Annotated in this window: 20 protein-coding genes; 3 read left to right on the top strand and 17 right to left on the bottom strand. The window is 42.3% G+C overall.

Annotated elements, in window-relative coordinates:
* Positions 1 to 4: 4 nt before the first annotated feature.
* From MHH63_RS11055 to MHH63_RS11040, 4 genes are all read right to left on the bottom strand, one after another.
* Positions 5 to 352, bottom strand: coding sequence for a DUF3889 domain-containing protein (locus tag MHH63_RS11055; RefSeq protein WP_341172001.1), 348 nt, complete (start codon positions 350 to 352; stop codon positions 5 to 7).
* A 274-nt stretch (positions 353 to 626) separates the two neighbouring features.
* Positions 627 to 1,253 (bottom strand): type 1 glutamine amidotransferase family protein, encoded by a 627-nt coding sequence (locus MHH63_RS11050; RefSeq protein ID WP_076126738.1) that lies wholly within the window; start codon positions 1,251 to 1,253, stop codon positions 627 to 629.
* 107 nt (positions 1,254 to 1,360) lie between these two features.
* Complete coding sequence (locus MHH63_RS11045; RefSeq protein WP_076190218.1) at positions 1,361 to 2,323, bottom strand: helix-turn-helix transcriptional regulator; 963 nt, start codon at positions 2,321 to 2,323, stop codon at positions 1,361 to 1,363.
* Positions 2,324 to 2,861: 538 nt separating this feature from the next.
* Complete coding sequence (locus MHH63_RS11040) at positions 2,862 to 3,674, bottom strand: hypothetical protein (protein WP_340976156.1); 813 nt, start codon at positions 3,672 to 3,674, stop codon at positions 2,862 to 2,864.
* Between the two features lie 541 nt (positions 3,675 to 4,215).
* Here MHH63_RS11040 and MHH63_RS11035 point away from each other — a divergent pair.
* Positions 4,216 to 4,800 carry a TetR/AcrR family transcriptional regulator gene (locus MHH63_RS11035; protein ID WP_341171492.1) on the top strand — a complete coding sequence of 195 codons (585 nt, stop codon included), beginning with the start codon at positions 4,216 to 4,218 and terminating at the stop codon, positions 4,798 to 4,800.
* A 7-nt stretch (positions 4,801 to 4,807) separates the two neighbouring features.
* Complete coding sequence (gene map, locus MHH63_RS11030) at positions 4,808 to 5,554, top strand: type I methionyl aminopeptidase (RefSeq protein ID WP_036687603.1); 747 nt, start codon at positions 4,808 to 4,810, stop codon at positions 5,552 to 5,554.
* 172 nt (positions 5,555 to 5,726) lie between these two features.
* Here map and MHH63_RS11025 read toward each other — a convergent pair whose 3' ends face one another.
* From MHH63_RS11025 to MHH63_RS10990, 8 genes are all read right to left on the bottom strand, one after another.
* Positions 5,727 to 6,473 carry a class I SAM-dependent DNA methyltransferase gene (locus MHH63_RS11025; protein ID WP_076126747.1) on the bottom strand — a complete coding sequence of 249 codons (747 nt, stop codon included), beginning with the start codon at positions 6,471 to 6,473 and terminating at the stop codon, positions 5,727 to 5,729.
* A gap of 172 nt (positions 6,474 to 6,645) precedes the next feature.
* Complete coding sequence (locus tag MHH63_RS11020) at positions 6,646 to 7,560, bottom strand: phosphotransferase enzyme family protein (RefSeq protein WP_341172000.1); 915 nt, start codon at positions 7,558 to 7,560, stop codon at positions 6,646 to 6,648.
* Positions 7,561 to 7,660: 100 nt separating this feature from the next.
* On the bottom strand, positions 7,661 to 8,533 hold the full coding sequence (locus MHH63_RS11015) for an AraC family transcriptional regulator (RefSeq protein WP_076302589.1): 873 nt from the start codon (positions 8,531 to 8,533) through the stop codon (positions 7,661 to 7,663).
* 242 nt (positions 8,534 to 8,775) lie between these two features.
* Complete coding sequence (locus MHH63_RS11010) at positions 8,776 to 9,255, bottom strand: flavodoxin domain-containing protein (protein WP_312149479.1); 480 nt, start codon at positions 9,253 to 9,255, stop codon at positions 8,776 to 8,778.
* Between the two features lie 31 nt (positions 9,256 to 9,286).
* Positions 9,287 to 10,138: a hypothetical protein gene (locus MHH63_RS11005; protein WP_341171491.1), complete on the bottom strand. Its 852-nt coding sequence runs from the start codon at positions 10,136 to 10,138 to the stop codon at positions 9,287 to 9,289.
* 61 nt (positions 10,139 to 10,199) lie between these two features.
* Complete coding sequence (locus MHH63_RS11000) at positions 10,200 to 10,823, bottom strand: TetR/AcrR family transcriptional regulator (protein ID WP_341171490.1); 624 nt, start codon at positions 10,821 to 10,823, stop codon at positions 10,200 to 10,202.
* Between the two features lie 186 nt (positions 10,824 to 11,009).
* Entirely contained in the window at positions 11,010 to 11,111 is a 102-nt protein-coding gene (locus tag MHH63_RS10995; protein ID WP_197069683.1) for a sporulation protein YjcZ, read from the bottom strand.
* Positions 11,112 to 11,474: 363 nt separating this feature from the next.
* Positions 11,475 to 11,984: a GNAT family N-acetyltransferase gene (locus MHH63_RS10990; RefSeq protein WP_076126756.1), complete on the bottom strand. Its 510-nt coding sequence runs from the start codon at positions 11,982 to 11,984 to the stop codon at positions 11,475 to 11,477.
* Positions 11,985 to 12,149: 165 nt separating this feature from the next.
* Here MHH63_RS10990 and xerS point away from each other — a divergent pair, with 165 nt between their 5' ends.
* Positions 12,150 to 13,232, top strand: coding sequence for a tyrosine recombinase XerS (xerS, locus tag MHH63_RS10985; protein WP_076190208.1), 1,083 nt, complete (start codon positions 12,150 to 12,152; stop codon positions 13,230 to 13,232).
* A gap of 670 nt (positions 13,233 to 13,902) precedes the next feature.
* Here the strand turns inward: xerS and MHH63_RS10980 are convergent.
* From MHH63_RS10980 to lpdD, 5 genes are all read right to left on the bottom strand, one after another.
* Complete coding sequence (locus tag MHH63_RS10980; RefSeq protein WP_341171489.1) at positions 13,903 to 15,165, bottom strand: molybdopterin molybdotransferase MoeA; 1,263 nt, start codon at positions 15,163 to 15,165, stop codon at positions 13,903 to 13,905.
* 168 nt (positions 15,166 to 15,333) lie between these two features.
* Complete coding sequence (locus tag MHH63_RS10975; RefSeq protein ID WP_076130052.1) at positions 15,334 to 15,840, bottom strand: DUF4178 domain-containing protein; 507 nt, start codon at positions 15,838 to 15,840, stop codon at positions 15,334 to 15,336.
* 14 nt (positions 15,841 to 15,854) lie between these two features.
* A complete protein-coding gene (locus MHH63_RS10970) occupies positions 15,855 to 16,259 on the bottom strand; it encodes a DUF350 domain-containing protein (RefSeq protein ID WP_341171488.1) in 405 nt (134 codons plus the stop codon).
* Between the two features lie 123 nt (positions 16,260 to 16,382).
* Complete coding sequence (locus MHH63_RS10965; RefSeq protein WP_036687619.1) at positions 16,383 to 17,051, bottom strand: PspA/IM30 family protein; 669 nt, start codon at positions 17,049 to 17,051, stop codon at positions 16,383 to 16,385.
* 70 nt (positions 17,052 to 17,121) lie between these two features.
* A complete protein-coding gene (gene lpdD, locus MHH63_RS10960; RefSeq protein ID WP_256721057.1) occupies positions 17,122 to 17,460 on the bottom strand; it encodes a prenylated flavin chaperone LpdD in 339 nt (112 codons plus the stop codon).
* Between the last annotated feature and the right edge of the window lie 16 nt (positions 17,461 to 17,476).

The raw sequence follows: 17,476 nt of genomic DNA, 5'->3' as shown, positions 1-17,476 counted from the left end.
AAATCTAACGATTAGTTTCAGAAAACTGAATCGATTGGATTGTATCAGTTAGCGGGTCAAATTGGATCGATACAAAAACTCCAAACTCGTTACCTGCTTTGCTTCTAATCCATAGTTTGAATTTCTCTTCAGACTTTTTAGGTGTTAGTTCAGTACGACCAATGTGCTTATAATCAATTATGACTGCATTGTATCGTTTTTGTGTTTCCTCTACTGCAATTTTGCCCCATTTTGCGTATTCAGGCGCAGCCTCTACTGTAACAGTGGAAAAAATAAGTATCGCCAAAAATGATATCAGTATTTTTTGCATAATAACCGCCCATCTGGAGAAGTTTTCAGTAATATCTCCCACTTTATCCAAATGTATTCTTAGACAACTTAACGCCAGCGTGCAGTCTACAACTTTATTTTTAAATTTATCAAGATCTAGATTTAGGAAAGTCAGATATAATAAAGGGTTCCACATATTAGTCATGACTAATATGTGGAACCCTTTATGCTTAACTATCGTACTCCGTTAGGATTTCTGTGGAACGAATATTTTAAATCGCATTGTTACTCATACGGCATCTTGTCCTTACCCATATATACAACACACTTTTACTCCTCCTTAAATGCTGATACCTTCATTGTATTGAATTCATCAACTCATAGTAATATTTAGAATCACTAGTCTTATAAAGGCTATACCAAGCGTCTAATGTTTTTGGAGAAAACACATCCAAAGCTTTCAAGATGTGTGCAGAAAATTCCAACGGAGCTATTCCAGATGCGGTGATCAGTTTTCCATCAGTTACAGCAGACTCCATTTTGTAATACTTTTCTCCTGTATAAGTGGGACAGATCATTTTAAGGTATTCCAGATCATTGCTTGTATGCCCACGTGAATTCAGCAATCCTGTCTGGGCAAGTCCCATTGTAGCACCACAAATCGCTGCAACCCATATACCTTCCCTTAAACACCTTTCAGCGATTTTTAAGAGGGGGTGGTGAATGGTTTCTGTCCATGTATCTCCACCGGGTAAAATCAATAGATCGGATCTTTCAATACTGCAATCATCCAATTTGATGTCAGGTAATATTTTTAATCCGCCCATTGTAGTTACTGGAGTCTTATCAATTCCCACGGTAACTATTTTTGATGGGGCCAGCCCCTTTTTATAATATCTTCCCGAGTTCAGTTCGGCAGTTAAGTAACCTATTTCCCAGTCTGCCATTGTGTCAAACACATAAAGATATACCGTATTATTCATTTGCAAGTTCTCCCTATTTTACAATTCATCAAGTGATACCAACCAGGTAATCAATGATTATCATCATTATAAAATGACTTCACTGACATCCGCTGTCAGTGAAGTTTTTAAAGTTGATAATATTCCATTAACTCCGACACAACACCAACAAGTTTTTCCTTCAAACTCTGTGGTTCGATTACTTGAATGGATTTCCCGTAGGATAAGAGAAAATTAGGAACATAGGTATGAATTGATTTTTCCTCAAGTAAAAAGATTGCTTGATTTGATGTACGCTCTTTCAGATGATGCCCCAAAAACCAATGCAGGCATAAGTCATCCAACGCCTCTGACCTACCTTCGATAATTAAAGCAATTAACCCGTCCTTGCCGACTAAATCAGGTAATAGATTTCGCAAAAAAAATTCCCGAGCCAAAAAAGCTTCGGAACGTTTAAATATGTTTTGAGTCCGCTTGATTTGTAAAATCCGTTCTACCCGAAAGCTGCGGATCTCATTTCTCAGGTGGCAAAATGCAACAATATACCATTTATTGTTCCAGTACACCATTCCATAGGGATCTATCACCCTAGTCTTGGGTTGATCATCACGGCGTGTGTGATAATCAATTTCTACAGAGAATTCGTTTGCTACAGCTTGCTCCAATTCCGCCAATACTGGCTGAATAGAAGGGTCTCCCCTACGGTTTATAACTTCAAATCCGGCTAAATGATGGCTGAGAACACTTTCCTGTTCCTGATTCGAATACATTTTCAATTTGGATGTCGCATTACCTAAAGCCTCACTCAAAGGGTATCCCGCTTCTTTTGCAAAAACAGCAGCATGAAGAAGTGCTTTTTTTTCTTCAATATCAAATAGCAGAGGTGCTCTGATAAAATTATTCAGTAAGCTATACCCGCCATTATGACCAGTGTCCGATATTATAGGCACTCCACTGGCACTTAGCGCATCAATATACCGATAGACTGTCCTTATATTTATTTCTAACTTTTCGGATATTTGTTTTGCGGTCATTTTAACACCCGAATTCAGCATCCATAGGATTGCCAGCATATTATCGTTTTTTGGCATTACATATACCTCATCTTTTATTAGGATCGCACTAAATTATTTGCTTTGCGAATCGCCTGCATCCCTTTATTCATCAATCTTTCAGCCTTTCAATCCTCACTTAGCAATCTATAAACAACAATCTGCAATTTTTAACATTGCTGCTCTTAGCTCAACCCAACAATCTACTTTACCACAACTTGTGATACAGTTCACCGCGCTGTTTGTAACGGTAAGTTTTTGGGCCATCCTTTGCAGAATGCTCTTTCTTTGATCCGCTAGGTTCCAATTGCCCTAACCGCCGTTCAGGGGACTAAAGAATATACACAGCATATACATCACCTGGAAGAATGGATATTTCCAGTTTCAATAAACTTGAGTGATGCGTATAGCCTTTACCAAGTAGACAGTTAATAACGCCTTTACACAAAAACAAACTTACCATGCGTCTGCTCATGAGCAGTAACGCACGGTAAGTTCCATCAATAATAACTCTTTATTTGGTAATATGTTGTATTTTTATGAAAATATCTTCCTTCTTCATTTATTTATGCCGTCATCAGTATTTAAGCTCACTATTCTTCCACATGGTATTCCCTTCCTTGTCGAAGCCTGTCATCTCGGTAGCGCTCATCAATTCGCCTGTTTTGACATCAAAGAAAGCGCTCATTCTCAAACTGTCATTCTCACGATTAGGAGAATTCGGCGAGATACCCATAACTCTTAGCAGCAGACGTGTTTTGGAGGAGTTAGGATCAGTATTATACCCGCTGATAGTAAAATGATACCCCTTGATCCAGTCATCTGCTATAGCAGGATTTCCTGGTTTCATCCCCAGTCTCTCAACAGCTTGTTTAACTGCATCGGAAGAATCGATTTGAATATCAGATATCGCATACTGTCCTTTTACAAGTAAATTCTTATCGTGCTTTTTCACATCAGTCTTAATGGCCATTCCATTATCGATCTTGATATAAATAAAAACATTCCCTTTCTTGCTGCCAAATTCGAGATTCCAAGCATCTCTTGTTCCATCCGAACCATCGGTTCGTTCCTGGGAAACAGAAGTGTCATCCGTGCTTGTTATGTTAATAAGTAACGGCTCTTCTTCCGTCAGCTTCTTCGCCTCTAAGTACCCAAGGCGCAGTGCCTCCATCGCGGTTACGCTCTTCTTTTCATTGGTTCCCTTATTCGTTATTGTGGCAGCTGGTTTCTCTGTCTCGTTAATCATCTCACTGGTTGTTGTGGCGGCCTGTTCCTCTGATTTGTTAGAAGAGCCGTCGAAAAGAACATTTTTCATACTGAAGAATAGAACGACCATAATCACAATCAATGTAATTGAGGCAATGCTAACATATTTCTTCTTACGCAAGGCTGCTTCTCCTTAGTTAATGAGTATAAGAAACTTTGGTTACGCCATAATTAACTGCTGAAGTAGTTTCCGTACTGTCCACACAATGACGATTGAATTTTCCAATTTTTAACACACCAAAATCATACAATAATGTTTCCTTAAATGCAATTCTTGTCGCATATTTTAAAATAACGGCTATTATTTACATTAACTCGAAACGAAATTGATCCTAGCTCACTGGTTTCAAGGGTTAAACTTGCCCCTATTTATGATACAGTTCACCGAGAATGATCTTAAACTAAGCTGCCCGTTAGCTGAATAAGCTAACAGTCATTCCCTCGAATCCTTTGATAGACCTCCGCATAGGAAAACTTAAGTTGTTCTCGCAACTTTTTATTTTCTTTTTCGAGCTTCTTCATCTTTCGTTTTAACGACGCAATGATGGTGTCCTTGTTGTTTTCATCGAACGCCAACAAACAATTGCATTTCTCCGCCTCATGCGTTACACTCTTTATATTGACAAATTTGCAGGTCTATAAAAAAGGAGGTTAACGCGCCCATGTGCCCCCGTACCAAAGAACAAAATGAGCTCATACGCATGCAGCGCAGGGAACAAATCCTGGACTTCGCCGCGCGCACCTACTTCCGTACAGGCGGAAGCTTTGATATTCGCGACGTCGCCCGCGAGGCTGGTCTCGGTTATGGCACGGTATACCATTATTACCCCAACCGGTATTTACTAATAGAAGATGTGCTGAGCAGCGGCTTCGAGCGATGTGAGCAAACCCTGACTCAATGGGCGAACATCAGCCGGGACACCCCTGACGACAGGCAGTTGTTAACGTATTGCAAGATGCTACTCCAGTTGTGGCAGTCAGATGCCCGCGCATATCTCGTCTACAAAATGGCAGCGGAGCATTTTACAGGCTTGCCAGAGAAAGATCGGCACCCTGCCAAGAGACGATTCATGGAAAGACTGTATGTTCCACTCCAATCGACTATCCAACGCGAAGACGACAGCATCAACCTTATGCTTGCCGTGTTGGTCGGCTGCTGCGGGCTGCACTACTATGCGAACAATTCCGAGCTGGACGTCGATCGAATCGCCCAACTCGCGATGCAAGCCATTACAAAGGAGTCCTGAAACAAACATGGTTATCTTAAAAAGCAAGTATGAAATCGAAGCCATCCGCAAGGCATGCCAGGTTGTGGCCGAATGCCATCGCACAATTGCTCCGCTCATCAAACCGGGCATCACAACGAACGAGATTGAGCGCATATTCGAAGATATTATTTTGAAGCACGGCGCCAAACCCTATACGAAGGGCTACAATGGCTATCAATATGCAACCTGTGCCTCCGTCAACGACGTAATTGCACATGGCTTCCCTACAAATAAGCCACTTGAGGAAGGCGATATCGTGACGATCGACACGGTAGCGGAGCTCGACGGCTGGCTCGGCGATTCAGCCTGGAGCTATGCGGTCGGGAAGATCTCACCGGCGGCTGAGAAGCTGATGCGCGTCACGAAGGAGTGCCTTGATCTCGGCATCGCGCAGGCACAGCCCGGCAATCGGCTTGGAGACGTGACGAGCGCAATCCAGCAGCATGCCGAATCGAACAACTTCGGTGTCGTGCGCGACCTTCTCGCTCATGGCATCGGTCGTGACCTTCACGAGGAGCCGACCTATATGCATGTCGGCAAGCCCGGCAAAGGCCCCCGCATCAAGGAAGGCATGGTATTCACGATCGAGCCCATGATCACTGAAGGCACCTACAACATGACAATTGATCAGGACGGCTGGACCGCCCGGACGCTGGACCGCAAGCTCGCCGCCCAATACGAGCATACGATCGCCATCACCGCTGAAGGACCACAAATCCTGACCGCGCAATAGAACAATTAGAAGCCGACCAACGAGAGGGTCGACTTCTTTTTTATTTATTGAGCAGAAAACGAATGGCCCGCGGACCGATTGAATTCTTAATGCGAAAAGGATGCTAAACTTAGAAACAACAAAATCCCCCTCAATCTGAGGGGGGGTTCTATCGCAATGCATTACGTTTCTCCTAACATTTCCTACAAACACTAATGATAGATGAAGATGACAGAGAAAACGGCGTTTTATCCCAGTCAGCATATTGATGTTCGACGCGAAAGCCGTGACGAGTTAATAAAGAATGTAGCGTATTCGGATCCGTGAACCGACAAGCAATTCGGGAAGTCGTTCGCTTATACCCCCAATCACGCATCGTGACCCAATGCATGATATGCTGGCCAGCATCGTAACATTGGGTGCCTGATACCTTGACGTTATTTCCATCCTTATCAATAAATGATCCCCATTCTGTCTCCTCTTGATCGGATAAATCCGTTCCCTCCGGATTTCGGGTCTCAAATGCAAAGATTCCATGAGGTTGTAAATGTTTGTGAACGGTCGTGAGCAAATCGCTTTGATCTTGATCACTTAAAAATGCCTGAAAAGCATTACCAGTCAAATAAATCATCGAAAATCGCTTGTCCGATTCGAAGGTACGGGCATCACCTTCCATAAAAGTAACAGTCAGCCCTTTCGCCTTCAACCGCGCATACGCAATCATCGCTGAAGAGATATCTACACCGGTCATTGTTATACCGGCTTTCGAGAGGGGGATCGTTGTTAAGCCTGTACCACAAGCAAGTTCTAACACTTCCCCAGGACTCGATCTGGCAAGCTCAAGATAGAACTGATATTTGTCCATTTCACCGTCAAATTCAAGATCGTAATTTACCGGATCTTGAAATTCTTCAAGATTGCTATGTTCAATCAACACCATTCCCCCTTTCATTCCTTGTTATAATATAATCGAAATAAATGCTAATCGACAGCCATCGCGCTTAACAGTATTATTTTACTATTTTTTTGATAACACGTTTGGTGATAAACGGTTATAATCAATTTTTATCAAACATGCCAGTCCTCGTTAGTTCAACCCTGAACGTTCCATTTCATATTTTATAAAATATACTTTCACCATTGAGGAAGGGGCGACAATATTCAGCGCATAATTTGGGCATTCTTTCACGCATCCAGTCATGAACATGTACATTCTCTATCTGGAAAACGTAATACCCAATAATAGCGACCAACATTAAACCTTCTAACTGCAGTAGAGCACTCGCTGTATTTTCACACGCTCTGTAATAACCCTTTAGGAAAGTATCTCTTCGATCGGAAGGCAGCATCATAGCTCCCATGGCTACATCAAGTAAAGCATAACCTTTTCCGAAAAAGCCAAAATCGATAAAACGCACCTTTCCTTCGGTTGTGATGATGATATTACCCATACACAAATCCCCATGAATAAGGTCCGGGCCAGCCTCCCCGCCATGGTCATCTAACCGGGAGTTGATCAATTGCAGCGTTTGTTCAATGACATTAGCATCAGGAGGCGTAAATAAATTCTTTCTCACACCCGAATGAATCACACGGATCATCCGTTCATTATAAGCTTTGCCTTGACTCGGGCGAATCTCCATACCTGAATGTTCGTACTGCCGAAAAAAAGTATGCAGTTCTGCTATTTGAGATCCCAGTTCTTTTACCAGTTCAAGATTGTTAACATCATTCATATTCAGGTCTCTTCCATCCAACCAGGTGAGGACGGAGCAGTTTAGCAGTTCACCTTCGTATTCAATGATCGTAATAAGTTCACCCTCATTGTTTCTTACGGGAGCCTGTATTTCGTTGGTGCTCCAGCTTCCCAGCTTCTCAAGCATTTGCAATTCTCCAAGAATGCCGCTGTATGTATGTTGCAGACCTTTCATGTCCTCTATAAAAGGGTCATGAATGCGGAGTAAATATGATTTTCCCGTTCTGTCATTAACACGATAGGTTGTACTTCTACAACATTTTCGAAATATCCTGCCTATAGCTTGACGAAGCTGCCGGAATGATTTTTCGCGGCAGCTTCGTTGTGAAAGGATATTCAGCGCTCAGTTTCAATAGTCCAACCAAACTCTTTTATTTCTTAGTGATAGGCACCCATATTTCACTTTTAAAATTTGGCGATGTGATATCTTTGTGCTCATTCCATAGAATTTCAGGCCCTTTAATTAGCTCATATCCCGATGACGGAGCCCATTCCGAATATATTCGCCCCCAGATCTCTTGTAGCGCACTCGGAAAAGAGCCGACGACTGTGAATACAGCCCACATAGAGGCCGCCACTTCCAGCTGTTCCAAGCCATTCCATGAGTCTTTTGTAGTGGCAACGCCAATATAATGATCGAACTCTCCTTTTTCCTCCATACGTCCTTCAGAAAAATTTGTAGAGGCGCTTATAAACCCTGAGGGCTCAACATCAGAAAATCTCTTCATCTCATCAATCATTTCCGGCGTCAACCCTTCATACATAGACGCAATCTCCGGATTGACCCCTTGGAAAATGATTGGAACCCGTTTTTTTATGCCCACGATGCGGAAAGACTCTTTGTTTTCAATCCGGTAATTCATTTCATTTCCTCCTTTGATAGTCAGCTGAAACGACATCCGAGGGAACGCCTTAAGGGAATGTCCATGGACCCGAGCTTCTGAAGGACTAACCCCATGCAGGCTATGGAAAGCCCTAGAAAAGGAATCCGGCGAATTATAACCATACTTCAGAGCGGTATCGATAATTTTGATATTACTTTGTGAAAGCTCGAGTGCTGCCAAAGTTAGACGTCGACGCCGGATGTATTCCGACAGAGTAATGCCTGCTAGGAATGAGAACATGCGAGTAAAATGATATTCCGAACAGCAGGCTATTTTCACAACCTCCTGATAATCAATGGGATTTGTTAGGTTCTCCTCAATATAGTTTATTGCTTTGTTCAGTTGTACCAGCGTATCCATGACGTTGCCTCCCCTCGTTAATTATAAGGTTATCAGAGATGGTTTTTATCTTCCCGACTTTATCTGCACGATTCTGTAGGGTTTTTTCATGTTTCGATGAACAGAGACTCAATACGAGGAAGTTACTCTCTTCTCACAAGAAGGACTACTTTTTTTTGAATGTCAAAATCATAGTAAACATAATAATAATTATGTTAACTATGATCCGAAGTGCGTTCAGAAGCTCGATCGTCCACTCACTTTCACAACCTTTTTATAGCAAGAGCAAAACGCTCGATCGTCTCTTTTGATAACCCATTTACGTTCTTATTTTTTCCTTTTACCATCCGCAGTACAAACCGGTCTAGCAAAGTTAGCTTCTCTTCATAGATCTCATCTCCAAAAACTTCTTTCGTCACTGATTGGTCATATAACACTTCTGGAAACGCAGATTTCAATTCTTGTGAGGCCTGTTCACCTGTTGCTCCTGCACAAACAAACAATCCTACTCGTTTTTTCCCTAGTTCATTTTGATATTTTGTTGTAAAATCAGTCATTTGTTTTTGGATTTTTCCATAATAAATAGATCCTCCCAAGATGACCATATCATATCGTTCCAGTGTCGGCTCTTTAACATGCATCAAATTAACTACTTCGGTTTCTTCGCCCAGTTGAGATTTTAATAAATAAGCCGCTTTTTCCACACACCCATATTTCGAGGTATACATAATTATTGTCTTCATTCTAATCACTCCCTGCCGCGCTGGTCACTTATTATCTTAAGGGTTCACGTACATGCTTTAACAAAATAACCATACAAGCAGCAATAGCTACAGTCATCGTCGGAAAAATTACACACTCGGCTATAGACACATCCACACCGCTATAGATCATTGCCACCAGCATTGCCGTAATTGCTAGCAGTAATGTAACTCCTTTAAAAACAACGACAGTTGCCAGTAGGTACCCAAAAGGTTGTCTACGAATGACCATAATCCCCGTTACAATTGCTAATGGGACTAAGATCGCAAGATCCAAAACTTGAATTACCAATGTACTATAGTGCTCTAGCCCTTGTGGCGGTGTTCCCCCCAGTAGTGAATTCAGTATTTTCCCTAACCAGAGCAATAAAATCATAAAAGCAATAACCATTAGGGAAAAGCCGATTCCTTTAGAAGGTAAACTGTTTTTAAAGTAAGTATGTATGGATTCTTTATCAAAGGAAAATAAGGCTAGGATGAATGCGAAAAAACTTAAGGAAAACAACAGCACATAAACTAAAAACAATGAATTGTACATCGTCAGAAAGCTGTAGGATGCGTAAGTATATAAAAAGTACCCCAGAGTGCCCGTAAGGAGCATCCTCCCCTTTATCGAGCCTTTAATTGTCATGATGAGCGAGTTGAGCAGTAAAGGTATGGCAAGAAATAATGTAACTCCATCCTGTGCTTTAGCTTGTGCCGCCGCAGAGACAGAATCATGGCTGTACACTCCTGACCCCTGAAGCTTTACATCCTCGCCCCATATTGACGTGAAAGTATATTTTGTTCTATCACTTATCCCATCTGAAAACAACCCAACCGCTGTTGCAAACACTGCAATAACCGAAATCATCACCGACAGCACTACGACTTTCCTTATATGTTTTATAACAACCGCCCCCTCCCTTCATAAAAATATTTAGATTTCACCTGGAAGCAATAGCAACCATTGAATCCAAATGACATGAAATCAGAGCTTCGACCTGATCATCAGGCAGATCCTTTTCGACAAGCAACCGCATAATTAAACCGAACGCTGCACTCCATATCACCTGAGCTGTGAGTTCTACGAAAGCTTCTTCACGGTTTTTTTGTGCTTCAAATCTGAGCAGGCCCTGGCAGAGCATCCCAATCGCTTTACGTTCCTGTGCAGCTCCTCTAAATAGAACAGCTGTGTAACTAAGAACAGCCGGTGTATCGTTTAGCATGACATTCCGGTATTCTACACCCGTAGAAAGAGACATCCTGATGAACTTCTCCAATGTTCGTTTTAAAAGTGTATCTGGAGGTAATTCCTGCTGTACCTCTTGTTGCACAGACTGAAGCTCAGAAAGCATATCCGTATATTTTTGTTGCAAATAGTTCTCGATAATCTCTTCTTTGCCTTTAAAATAATGATAAATAATTCCCGGTGAATATTCGATTTTCTCAGCGATTTTTCGGATAGACAGCTTCTCTATTCCCTCTTCGGCAATCAATAAAGCTGCATTTTGCAGGATTAGATTTCTCATTTCTTCACGCTCACGTACTTTTCGTTGTTCTTTAGTCATAAATTTGTCTCCTCATGTGTTGAACACCGTTTAATCTTTGAACACTGTTTAATATATGTTTTGGATTAGTATTATGTCAATATCCTTAGTCACATGTATTCCCCTCCTCCAATCTACATATCTGGACATAAAAAATCCGCCAGTCTATATAGACTGACGGAACCTTTAATTTGTGAAGTTAAAGGATTACAGACAGAGGGTTTTAGTAATGATAACCAACAGGATAAACAGAACCAGAATAGCTCCTGTGGAAGTGAAACCACCGTATCCTCCTGCAAATTCGCCCATTGTTGACTCCTCCTTTGTAATTGAGTACATCATAAGATATGCAATATTGCCCTCACTGACTGGGTATTTTGAACACAAAAAATAAACCAACGACCTTTTTTATGGTGAATGGTTTAATAGGTTAACATAATTAATGTTATGTTAACTACAATAGAGAGCATAAGATGCTCCCTACATCACAATTCGTATATGTTCTTAATAGCTAGCCAGTTTTATAAAAAATCACAATTTCCTGACCTTCCGTCTTGACGCTCTCTTTGTCATTCTCTACTGTCTAGCGCTCACTCGCTTAGCCCCTTTTTCAATCCATTTGCCGTTAGTAGCAAGCTCCATAGCTAAAAGAAACCAGCAATATAACGGTTTTTATTTCTTAATCCTATTAATAGTTAATGTGTTGAAGTATTGGCTGGGGTTGCCTTGCTGTGGATTAAAGCGCTCTTGAAACTCTCCATGGGTATAGTCCCCGATCACTTTATGCCAGAAATCACGAGCAGGTGTATTCGCACGGACTTGTGAAACCTTCCATTCCCCAGAGTACATATCAAAGAGCTTATGCGCAGCCCATGTACCTACACCACTTCGGCGGTATTTTTGCATCACAAAAAACTCAGTCATATAAAACTGGCCTTCAGGATTACGCAATAACCTGTCCACCAAAGCAAAACCAGCAATATGCCCGTCCACCTTAAACAAATATGCGAATTTATTATTTCCGCTACTCCAATAAGCTTCTAGTCCCGGATAGGCCGGAAATACCCCGTCTTGATTGACATCAAATTCTAAATAACGGGTGAAATCATATAGGTAGAACTGCATTAATCTGCTTATAGTATGCTTACGTTCTTTGGGAACCAGCTCAATTTCAAGTTTCATTATGTGCACCTCTGACATTTATGTTTACTTCACATCATAAAGCTTAGCGGCATCAGGAGCAAGGCTCGGACCTAGTTTCCCCTTCATTCGAAGTCCAATCTGGGACAAAACATGTTAAGATAGAAGGAAGAGATTTTATGCAATCTATGGAAAAAGGTGAATCACATGAGCGTTCAAAAGAACGATGACCGTAAAAAACTTGATCAAAAGCTACCCCTCATGCCCTGGTTCGTTCAGCAGTTTATTGATTATAAACGCCCTGATCTCTCCCCTTCCACACTGCTGGAGTATATCCGGGATTATGAATCTTTTTTCGGCTGGTTGCGTGCAGAGGGCTTATCTCAAGCCGGCTCAAATACCGAGATCACACTTCTAGAATTGGAAACCCTACATATGGACAGTATTGTCGGATATCGGTTGCATCTAACTACTCGCGCCGAGGGAACGAACACTCGAGTTACTGTATCCCGTAAGTTATCTGCATTACGCTCCTTATTTCATTATTTAAGTCAAATCGCCGAGGATGAGAACTTTTATCCATTGCTTAAACGCAACATTATGGCTAAGGTTGAGGTCAAACGAACACATAAGCCAAAGGATACTGCCGCTAAGTTAAAGGGTAAGATTTTGGAAGATGAGGAATTACTGGAGTTTGTGGGGTACATTTATGAAGGTTATGGACGGGATGTGGAAGGTAACAAACAGGCTTATTATTCGTTTCAATTAAATCATGAGCGCGACGCCTGTATTGCCAGCTTAATTCTGAACTCTGGCCTGCGTGTGTCTGAGGTAGTCAATCTAAACGTAGACGATTTGGATGTTAACAACAAGCTGCTATATGTCACCCGCAAAGGGAATAATGACGAAACGTTCAAGACACCTGTCTATTTTCGAGAGCAAGCTAAAGATGATCTAGCTCTTTATCTTAGTCTGCGCCAATCTCGCTACAAAACACCCAAGAGAGAAAAAGCCTTGTTTATCTCTCTCCCTAACGGGCGTCAAGAAGGCAAACGTATGACCAAACGTGCGATTCAAGAAATGATTATTAAGTACGCTAAACGCTTTGGTAAACCGTATCTTACGGTTCATAAGCTGCGTCATTCTTTTGCAACAGATTATTATCTGCAAAATGATATTTATAAAACGAAGGAACAGCTCGGGCACGCATCCACCGAAACAACTGAGATCTACGCTCATCTAACGGATAAAACGATGTCCGAGGCGATCGAGCGGCGTACCGATAATTAATCATCACCAAGGGGAGCTTATACTTCGGATGAGTAGCCGCTCTTCGCTAGTGCAGAGTTGTTATCGGTCTCAGCGGACCTTAAATGCAGGATTATCTCACATTTGGATTGCCAACGGACCCCAAGGTCGCTATTGGCCTGAAATACGCAAATATGAGCTCCATTCTATGAAATAGCGACGCTGAGGTCCGAAACCCCGCTTAAAAAGTGATAAATTTGCAAATAAGATCATCTGAGTCCTTAAGCATCCGCGGGGGATTAATCTCGGCAGTGGTGCAGGCTAATAACTCCAACCAGCAGAGCAGCGACTCTTCCGATAGGAGAATTGCTATGATAGTGTCGCCTACCCGGACATTTCATTCTCGCTTTTTTTCAAATTTGAGTACATCCGGCGGGCACCCCTAACCCTTTTATAGTTGCACTAAAAACCCACTTACGGTACGCAAGTGGGTTTTCTTATTCTAATTTATGGGGTAAAATCCCCCTTTAAACCGGTTGTAAGCGACTATTGGGTTAGCACGAACGCTATTTTTTTGCTTATCTATTGTGAATTTTTCATATGTTGAAATGTTGGAAATAATAACGTTGGCTAAGCAATTATATGGCGATTTCTGTGCGTGCGTGGATATCAAATACCTTTTAATCCTCGATGGCCAGAGTACCCTCCACATCTAGCCCCGAATCTCTCCTGGCAGCTTGATCACTGTTACCTTATCTCCGGCAGATAGCCCTTTTTCTTCTGGGGGTACAACTATCAAACAGTCGCTATCCTTGATCGTGACCGTTACGGAAGATTCATCAATGATTGCCGGATAAGCAAACAGGCTGCCGTCTTTAATTTCTAACCGAGCTCGCACAAATCTAGTAAAATTATTCACTCTTTTATAATCTGTGCCGAGTTTAGCGCTCCATTCCGGTAAAAAAGGCTGAGAAGCACTTTGCATCAGTGAAATCACAGGCCGTGCAAACAGTTGAAACCCAACGAAACAAGCCCCCGGATTCCCGGATAAAGCTAACAGCAGCTTACCCCCTCTAACCGCAGCAGTAGTTACGCTTCCTGGACGCATCGTCACTTTGTTGAACAACATATTACCACTTTGTTCGCGAACCAAGTCGCCCATGATATCATAATCCCCCACAGAAACGCCACCCGTTGTAATCACAAAATCATAAGTTTCCAGCGCCATCTGTACTTTACTTCTAGCCAGCTCCAGATCATCCACAATAGCGCCTAACATTACTGGAGCACCCCCTGTTTCTTTGACTAGAGCTTCTAGCATAGGGGAGTTACTATTGCGGATTTTGCCAGGCTCCAGCGGCTCATGCACTTCCAGCAGCTCTGTTCCTGTGGCAAAGATGGCTACCTTGGGACGACGATAGACTTTCACGGTATGTAATCCAAACGCTGCAAGAACAGCTATATCCCCCGCAGAGATTAACCTTCCTGTAGGCAATACAAGATCACCTTGGCTTAATTCGAAACCTTGAGGTGTGATATTGCTGTTTGCTTCTAGTTTTTTTCGAATTCCAACGTAAGTCTTTCCTTCCTCTTCACGTCTCTCCGTGACCTCCAGCATCACCACAGCATCTGCACCAACCGGTACTTGTGCACCCGTCATAATTCTTGCGGCTGTTCCCGGAGTTATATCTACCGCAGGCACTGCGCCACACGGAATATTATCCACAATTTCTAACCATACCACTTGTCCATTAACACAGTTACGGGTATCCCCCGCGATAATCGCATATCCATCCATACTCGAACGATTAAACGCAGGAAATGGGTGTGGAGCGATCACTTTTTCAGCCAAATAACGTCCACAACACTCATCCAGCGATACGTCTTCTGATTCTAGCGGATTGGCATATTTGATTATTTTGGCCTGAGCTTCTTTTACTTGCAGCGCTTCACGCTGAAATCTATTATCCTTCATAAAGACCTCCGTTCTGAAACTTCGATGTTTGCAGTAATAGGTATTATTTTAACATGAGACCTCTTGAAGTAAAATTATAAACACAAAAGGCCACCATCCATGTTTATGGGCAGCAGCCTTTTCTACAATATTTTTTCCGGTATAGTGATCCGTTACTTCTCTACTAGTCTAGGATGCTCTAATTACCTTTACATCCCCAGGGATTATTTTCTCCCCTTCATAAAGCATAAACCGTCCATGTTGCCACTCTACACGCAGTAGACGTGAATCATCTGATTGATATTGCCACACATGCTGCTCTCCACCGTTCATAAATGGAGTCTGACCTGCAACAGCAACAAAACCTTCATATTCTTCCTCCAGGAAAAATGTATAGCCATCGAGCTCAAGCGTTGCTGGAACCTCAGCAGGATTATCTAACCGCCCATCGATTGGTCTGTACAATCCATATTGCAGCTGTTCCCGCTCTTCTATATGAAGATAAGCTATCTGGCTTCCATCTCTAAGGGTCAGAACAACAGCATTACGGCCCCGATTATGTGTCCGGCCAGTAACTTCATAGGTGACAAGCGATACTTCACAAATGTCTCCGGGAGACAAATTAAGCATACTTTTTTGAACTTCCTGAGGCGCTGGCTTAGAGAAAAGGTTACCTATACGTTTCCACATACTCAACTTGATCGTTCCTCCTACATAAAGGCAGTAATAATTAAAGCACCCGTAATTTGCAGTGAACCTGATAGCAGGCCATATCCGATTTTACCAAGCTGTGTACCATGATCCAGATCCAGCTTCCCCCAATTTGCTAGTAGAAGTCGAACCGTTCTTTCTAAAATTAACAAAAGCAAAAATGATACCAACGAAATCAGCAACGCATCTGGCAAACTATTGGAAGCCGCTATCGATGAAGATAAAATGAAGGCCTGAGCTAAAAGCTTCATTACAAGCCGTGTAGTCACCGCCATATTTCCAGCCTTTAACTCTTCTATATCGTTATAACGAGTAAAAAGTGAATCTATATACATCAGTACAAACAGCAACACAGCGCCGCTCACCGTCCACACGACCATGGACACCAGAATATGGAGATCCATTCTATAGCCCCCGCTTAATCATTTTGCATGCCTTTCATAAGCATAGATAAAGCGAAGAAGAAACGAATTTCTGTCTCCCCTTCGCCTGTGAACACCAGCCGTGAACCGGCTAAAGATCAAATGTTATTGCTTCTCGTATTGTTTCATCAGAGCCGCCAGTTCATCTTCAACCGCTTGATCTTTGTTCAGCTTCTCGAATTCATCATCCAGAGATTTATTGCCTGAACTCATCTCATTGCTGGCTTCAGCCTGAGCTTCTGCTTGCAGCATTTTATCTTCCATACGTTTGAGTCCTGCAGACGCTGAATCGGAACTAAATCCGCTCATTGCTTTGTTGATCTCGGTTTGAGCTTTGGCAGCGTTATAACGTGCAACCAATGTCTCACGTTTGTTCTTCATTTGGGTAAGCTGTTTGCGCATCTCTTCAAGCTTGCCACGAAGGTTATCCGCAGAGGCTTTGTTCTGATCAAAGCTGGCTTTGTATTCTACCAGTTTAGCTTCAGCAGCATTTTTCTCTTCCAGAGCGCGGCGAGCAAGGTCAACATTACCCGCTTGAGCTGCTGCATGAGCCTGTTGGGTGCGTTTGTTAACAAGCGCTTCTTGTTCTTCATACAGCTGTTTGAATTTCTTCTCAATGGCGATTTGCGCCGCTACAGCTTTTTCTGCATCTTCTAAATCTTCGGTCATATCACGAATGTATTGATCTGTCATTTTAATCGGGTCTTCTGCTTTGTCAATAATCGCGTTCACATTAGACATGGTTAAATCGCGCAATCTTTTAAATATAGACATGGTTTCATTCCTCCAAAAGATAATTTAATTCCTCACATGCTATCTTTTACGTAGAATTGCCACTACCGTTTCATATTTGTTGCGCTAAATATTGATTTACTTTTAAATTCACAATTTCCACGACTTCCATAATACCTTCTTTCGTGAGATTGTCGTAATGAATCCCCATCACTACTGTGACCGTCTTGTTCAGCGCTTCAGCTACTCTGATCGCAATGGGCTCGCTTATCGTGTGCTCTTTATGATGAGGAACCGCTGAAGTCAGTACTTTAATCTGCTCCCCCTCCAGATAAGCAGTACTCGTGGCACCAATATGCCGAACCCCTCCACTAATTAAGAGCAAGAGATCACGTCCGACAGCCGTCGCCTTCAGCTCAATATTCTCAGGATCAATCTGGTTAGTAGTCAATAGTATTCCCCTCGCT

It is taken from the genome of Paenibacillus sp. FSL H3-0310 (genome assembly GCF_038002785.1).
GTDB lineage: Bacteria > Bacillota > Bacilli > Paenibacillales > Paenibacillaceae > Paenibacillus_AQ > Paenibacillus_AQ odorifer.
This window is presented reverse-complemented; position numbering and strand designations above follow the sequence as displayed.

Bases quoted from the DNA above. Each gene is read 5' to 3' on its own strand.
- MHH63_RS11025 (WP_076126747.1), bottom strand. From the start codon at position 6,473: ATGGTGTTGATTGAACATAGCAATCTTGAAGAATTTCAAGATCCGGTA.
- MHH63_RS11000 (WP_341171490.1), bottom strand. From the start codon at position 10,823: ATGACTAAAGAACAACGAAAAGTACGTGAGCGTGAAGAAATGAGAAAT.
- MHH63_RS10990 (WP_076126756.1), bottom strand. From the start codon at position 11,984: ATGAAACTTGAAATTGAGCTGGTTCCCAAAGAACGTAAGCATACTATA.
- map (WP_036687603.1), top strand. From the start codon at position 4,808: ATGGTTATCTTAAAAAGCAAGTATGAAATCGAAGCCATCCGCAAGGCA.
- MHH63_RS11010 (WP_312149479.1), bottom strand. From the start codon at position 9,255: ATGAAGACAATAATTATGTATACCTCGAAATATGGGTGTGTGGAAAAA.
- xerS (WP_076190208.1), top strand. From the start codon at position 12,150: ATGAGCGTTCAAAAGAACGATGACCGTAAAAAACTTGATCAAAAGCTA.
- MHH63_RS10965 (WP_036687619.1), bottom strand. From the start codon at position 17,051: ATGTCTATATTTAAAAGATTGCGCGATTTAACCATGTCTAATGTGAAC.
- MHH63_RS10980 (WP_341171489.1), bottom strand. From the start codon at position 15,165: ATGAAGGATAATAGATTTCAGCGTGAAGCGCTGCAAGTAAAAGAAGCT.
- MHH63_RS11035 (WP_341171492.1), top strand. From the start codon at position 4,216: ATGTGCCCCCGTACCAAAGAACAAAATGAGCTCATACGCATGCAGCGC.
- MHH63_RS11045 (WP_076190218.1), bottom strand. From the start codon at position 2,323: ATGCCAAAAAACGATAATATGCTGGCAATCCTATGGATGCTGAATTCG.
- MHH63_RS10970 (WP_341171488.1), bottom strand. From the start codon at position 16,259: ATGGATCTCCATATTCTGGTGTCCATGGTCGTGTGGACGGTGAGCGGC.
- MHH63_RS11050 (WP_076126738.1), bottom strand. From the start codon at position 1,253: ATGAATAATACGGTATATCTTTATGTGTTTGACACAATGGCAGACTGG.
- MHH63_RS11015 (WP_076302589.1), bottom strand. From the start codon at position 8,533: ATGGATACGCTGGTACAACTGAACAAAGCAATAAACTATATTGAGGAG.
- MHH63_RS10995 (WP_197069683.1), bottom strand. From the start codon at position 11,111: ATGGGCGAATTTGCAGGAGGATACGGTGGTTTCACTTCCACAGGAGCT.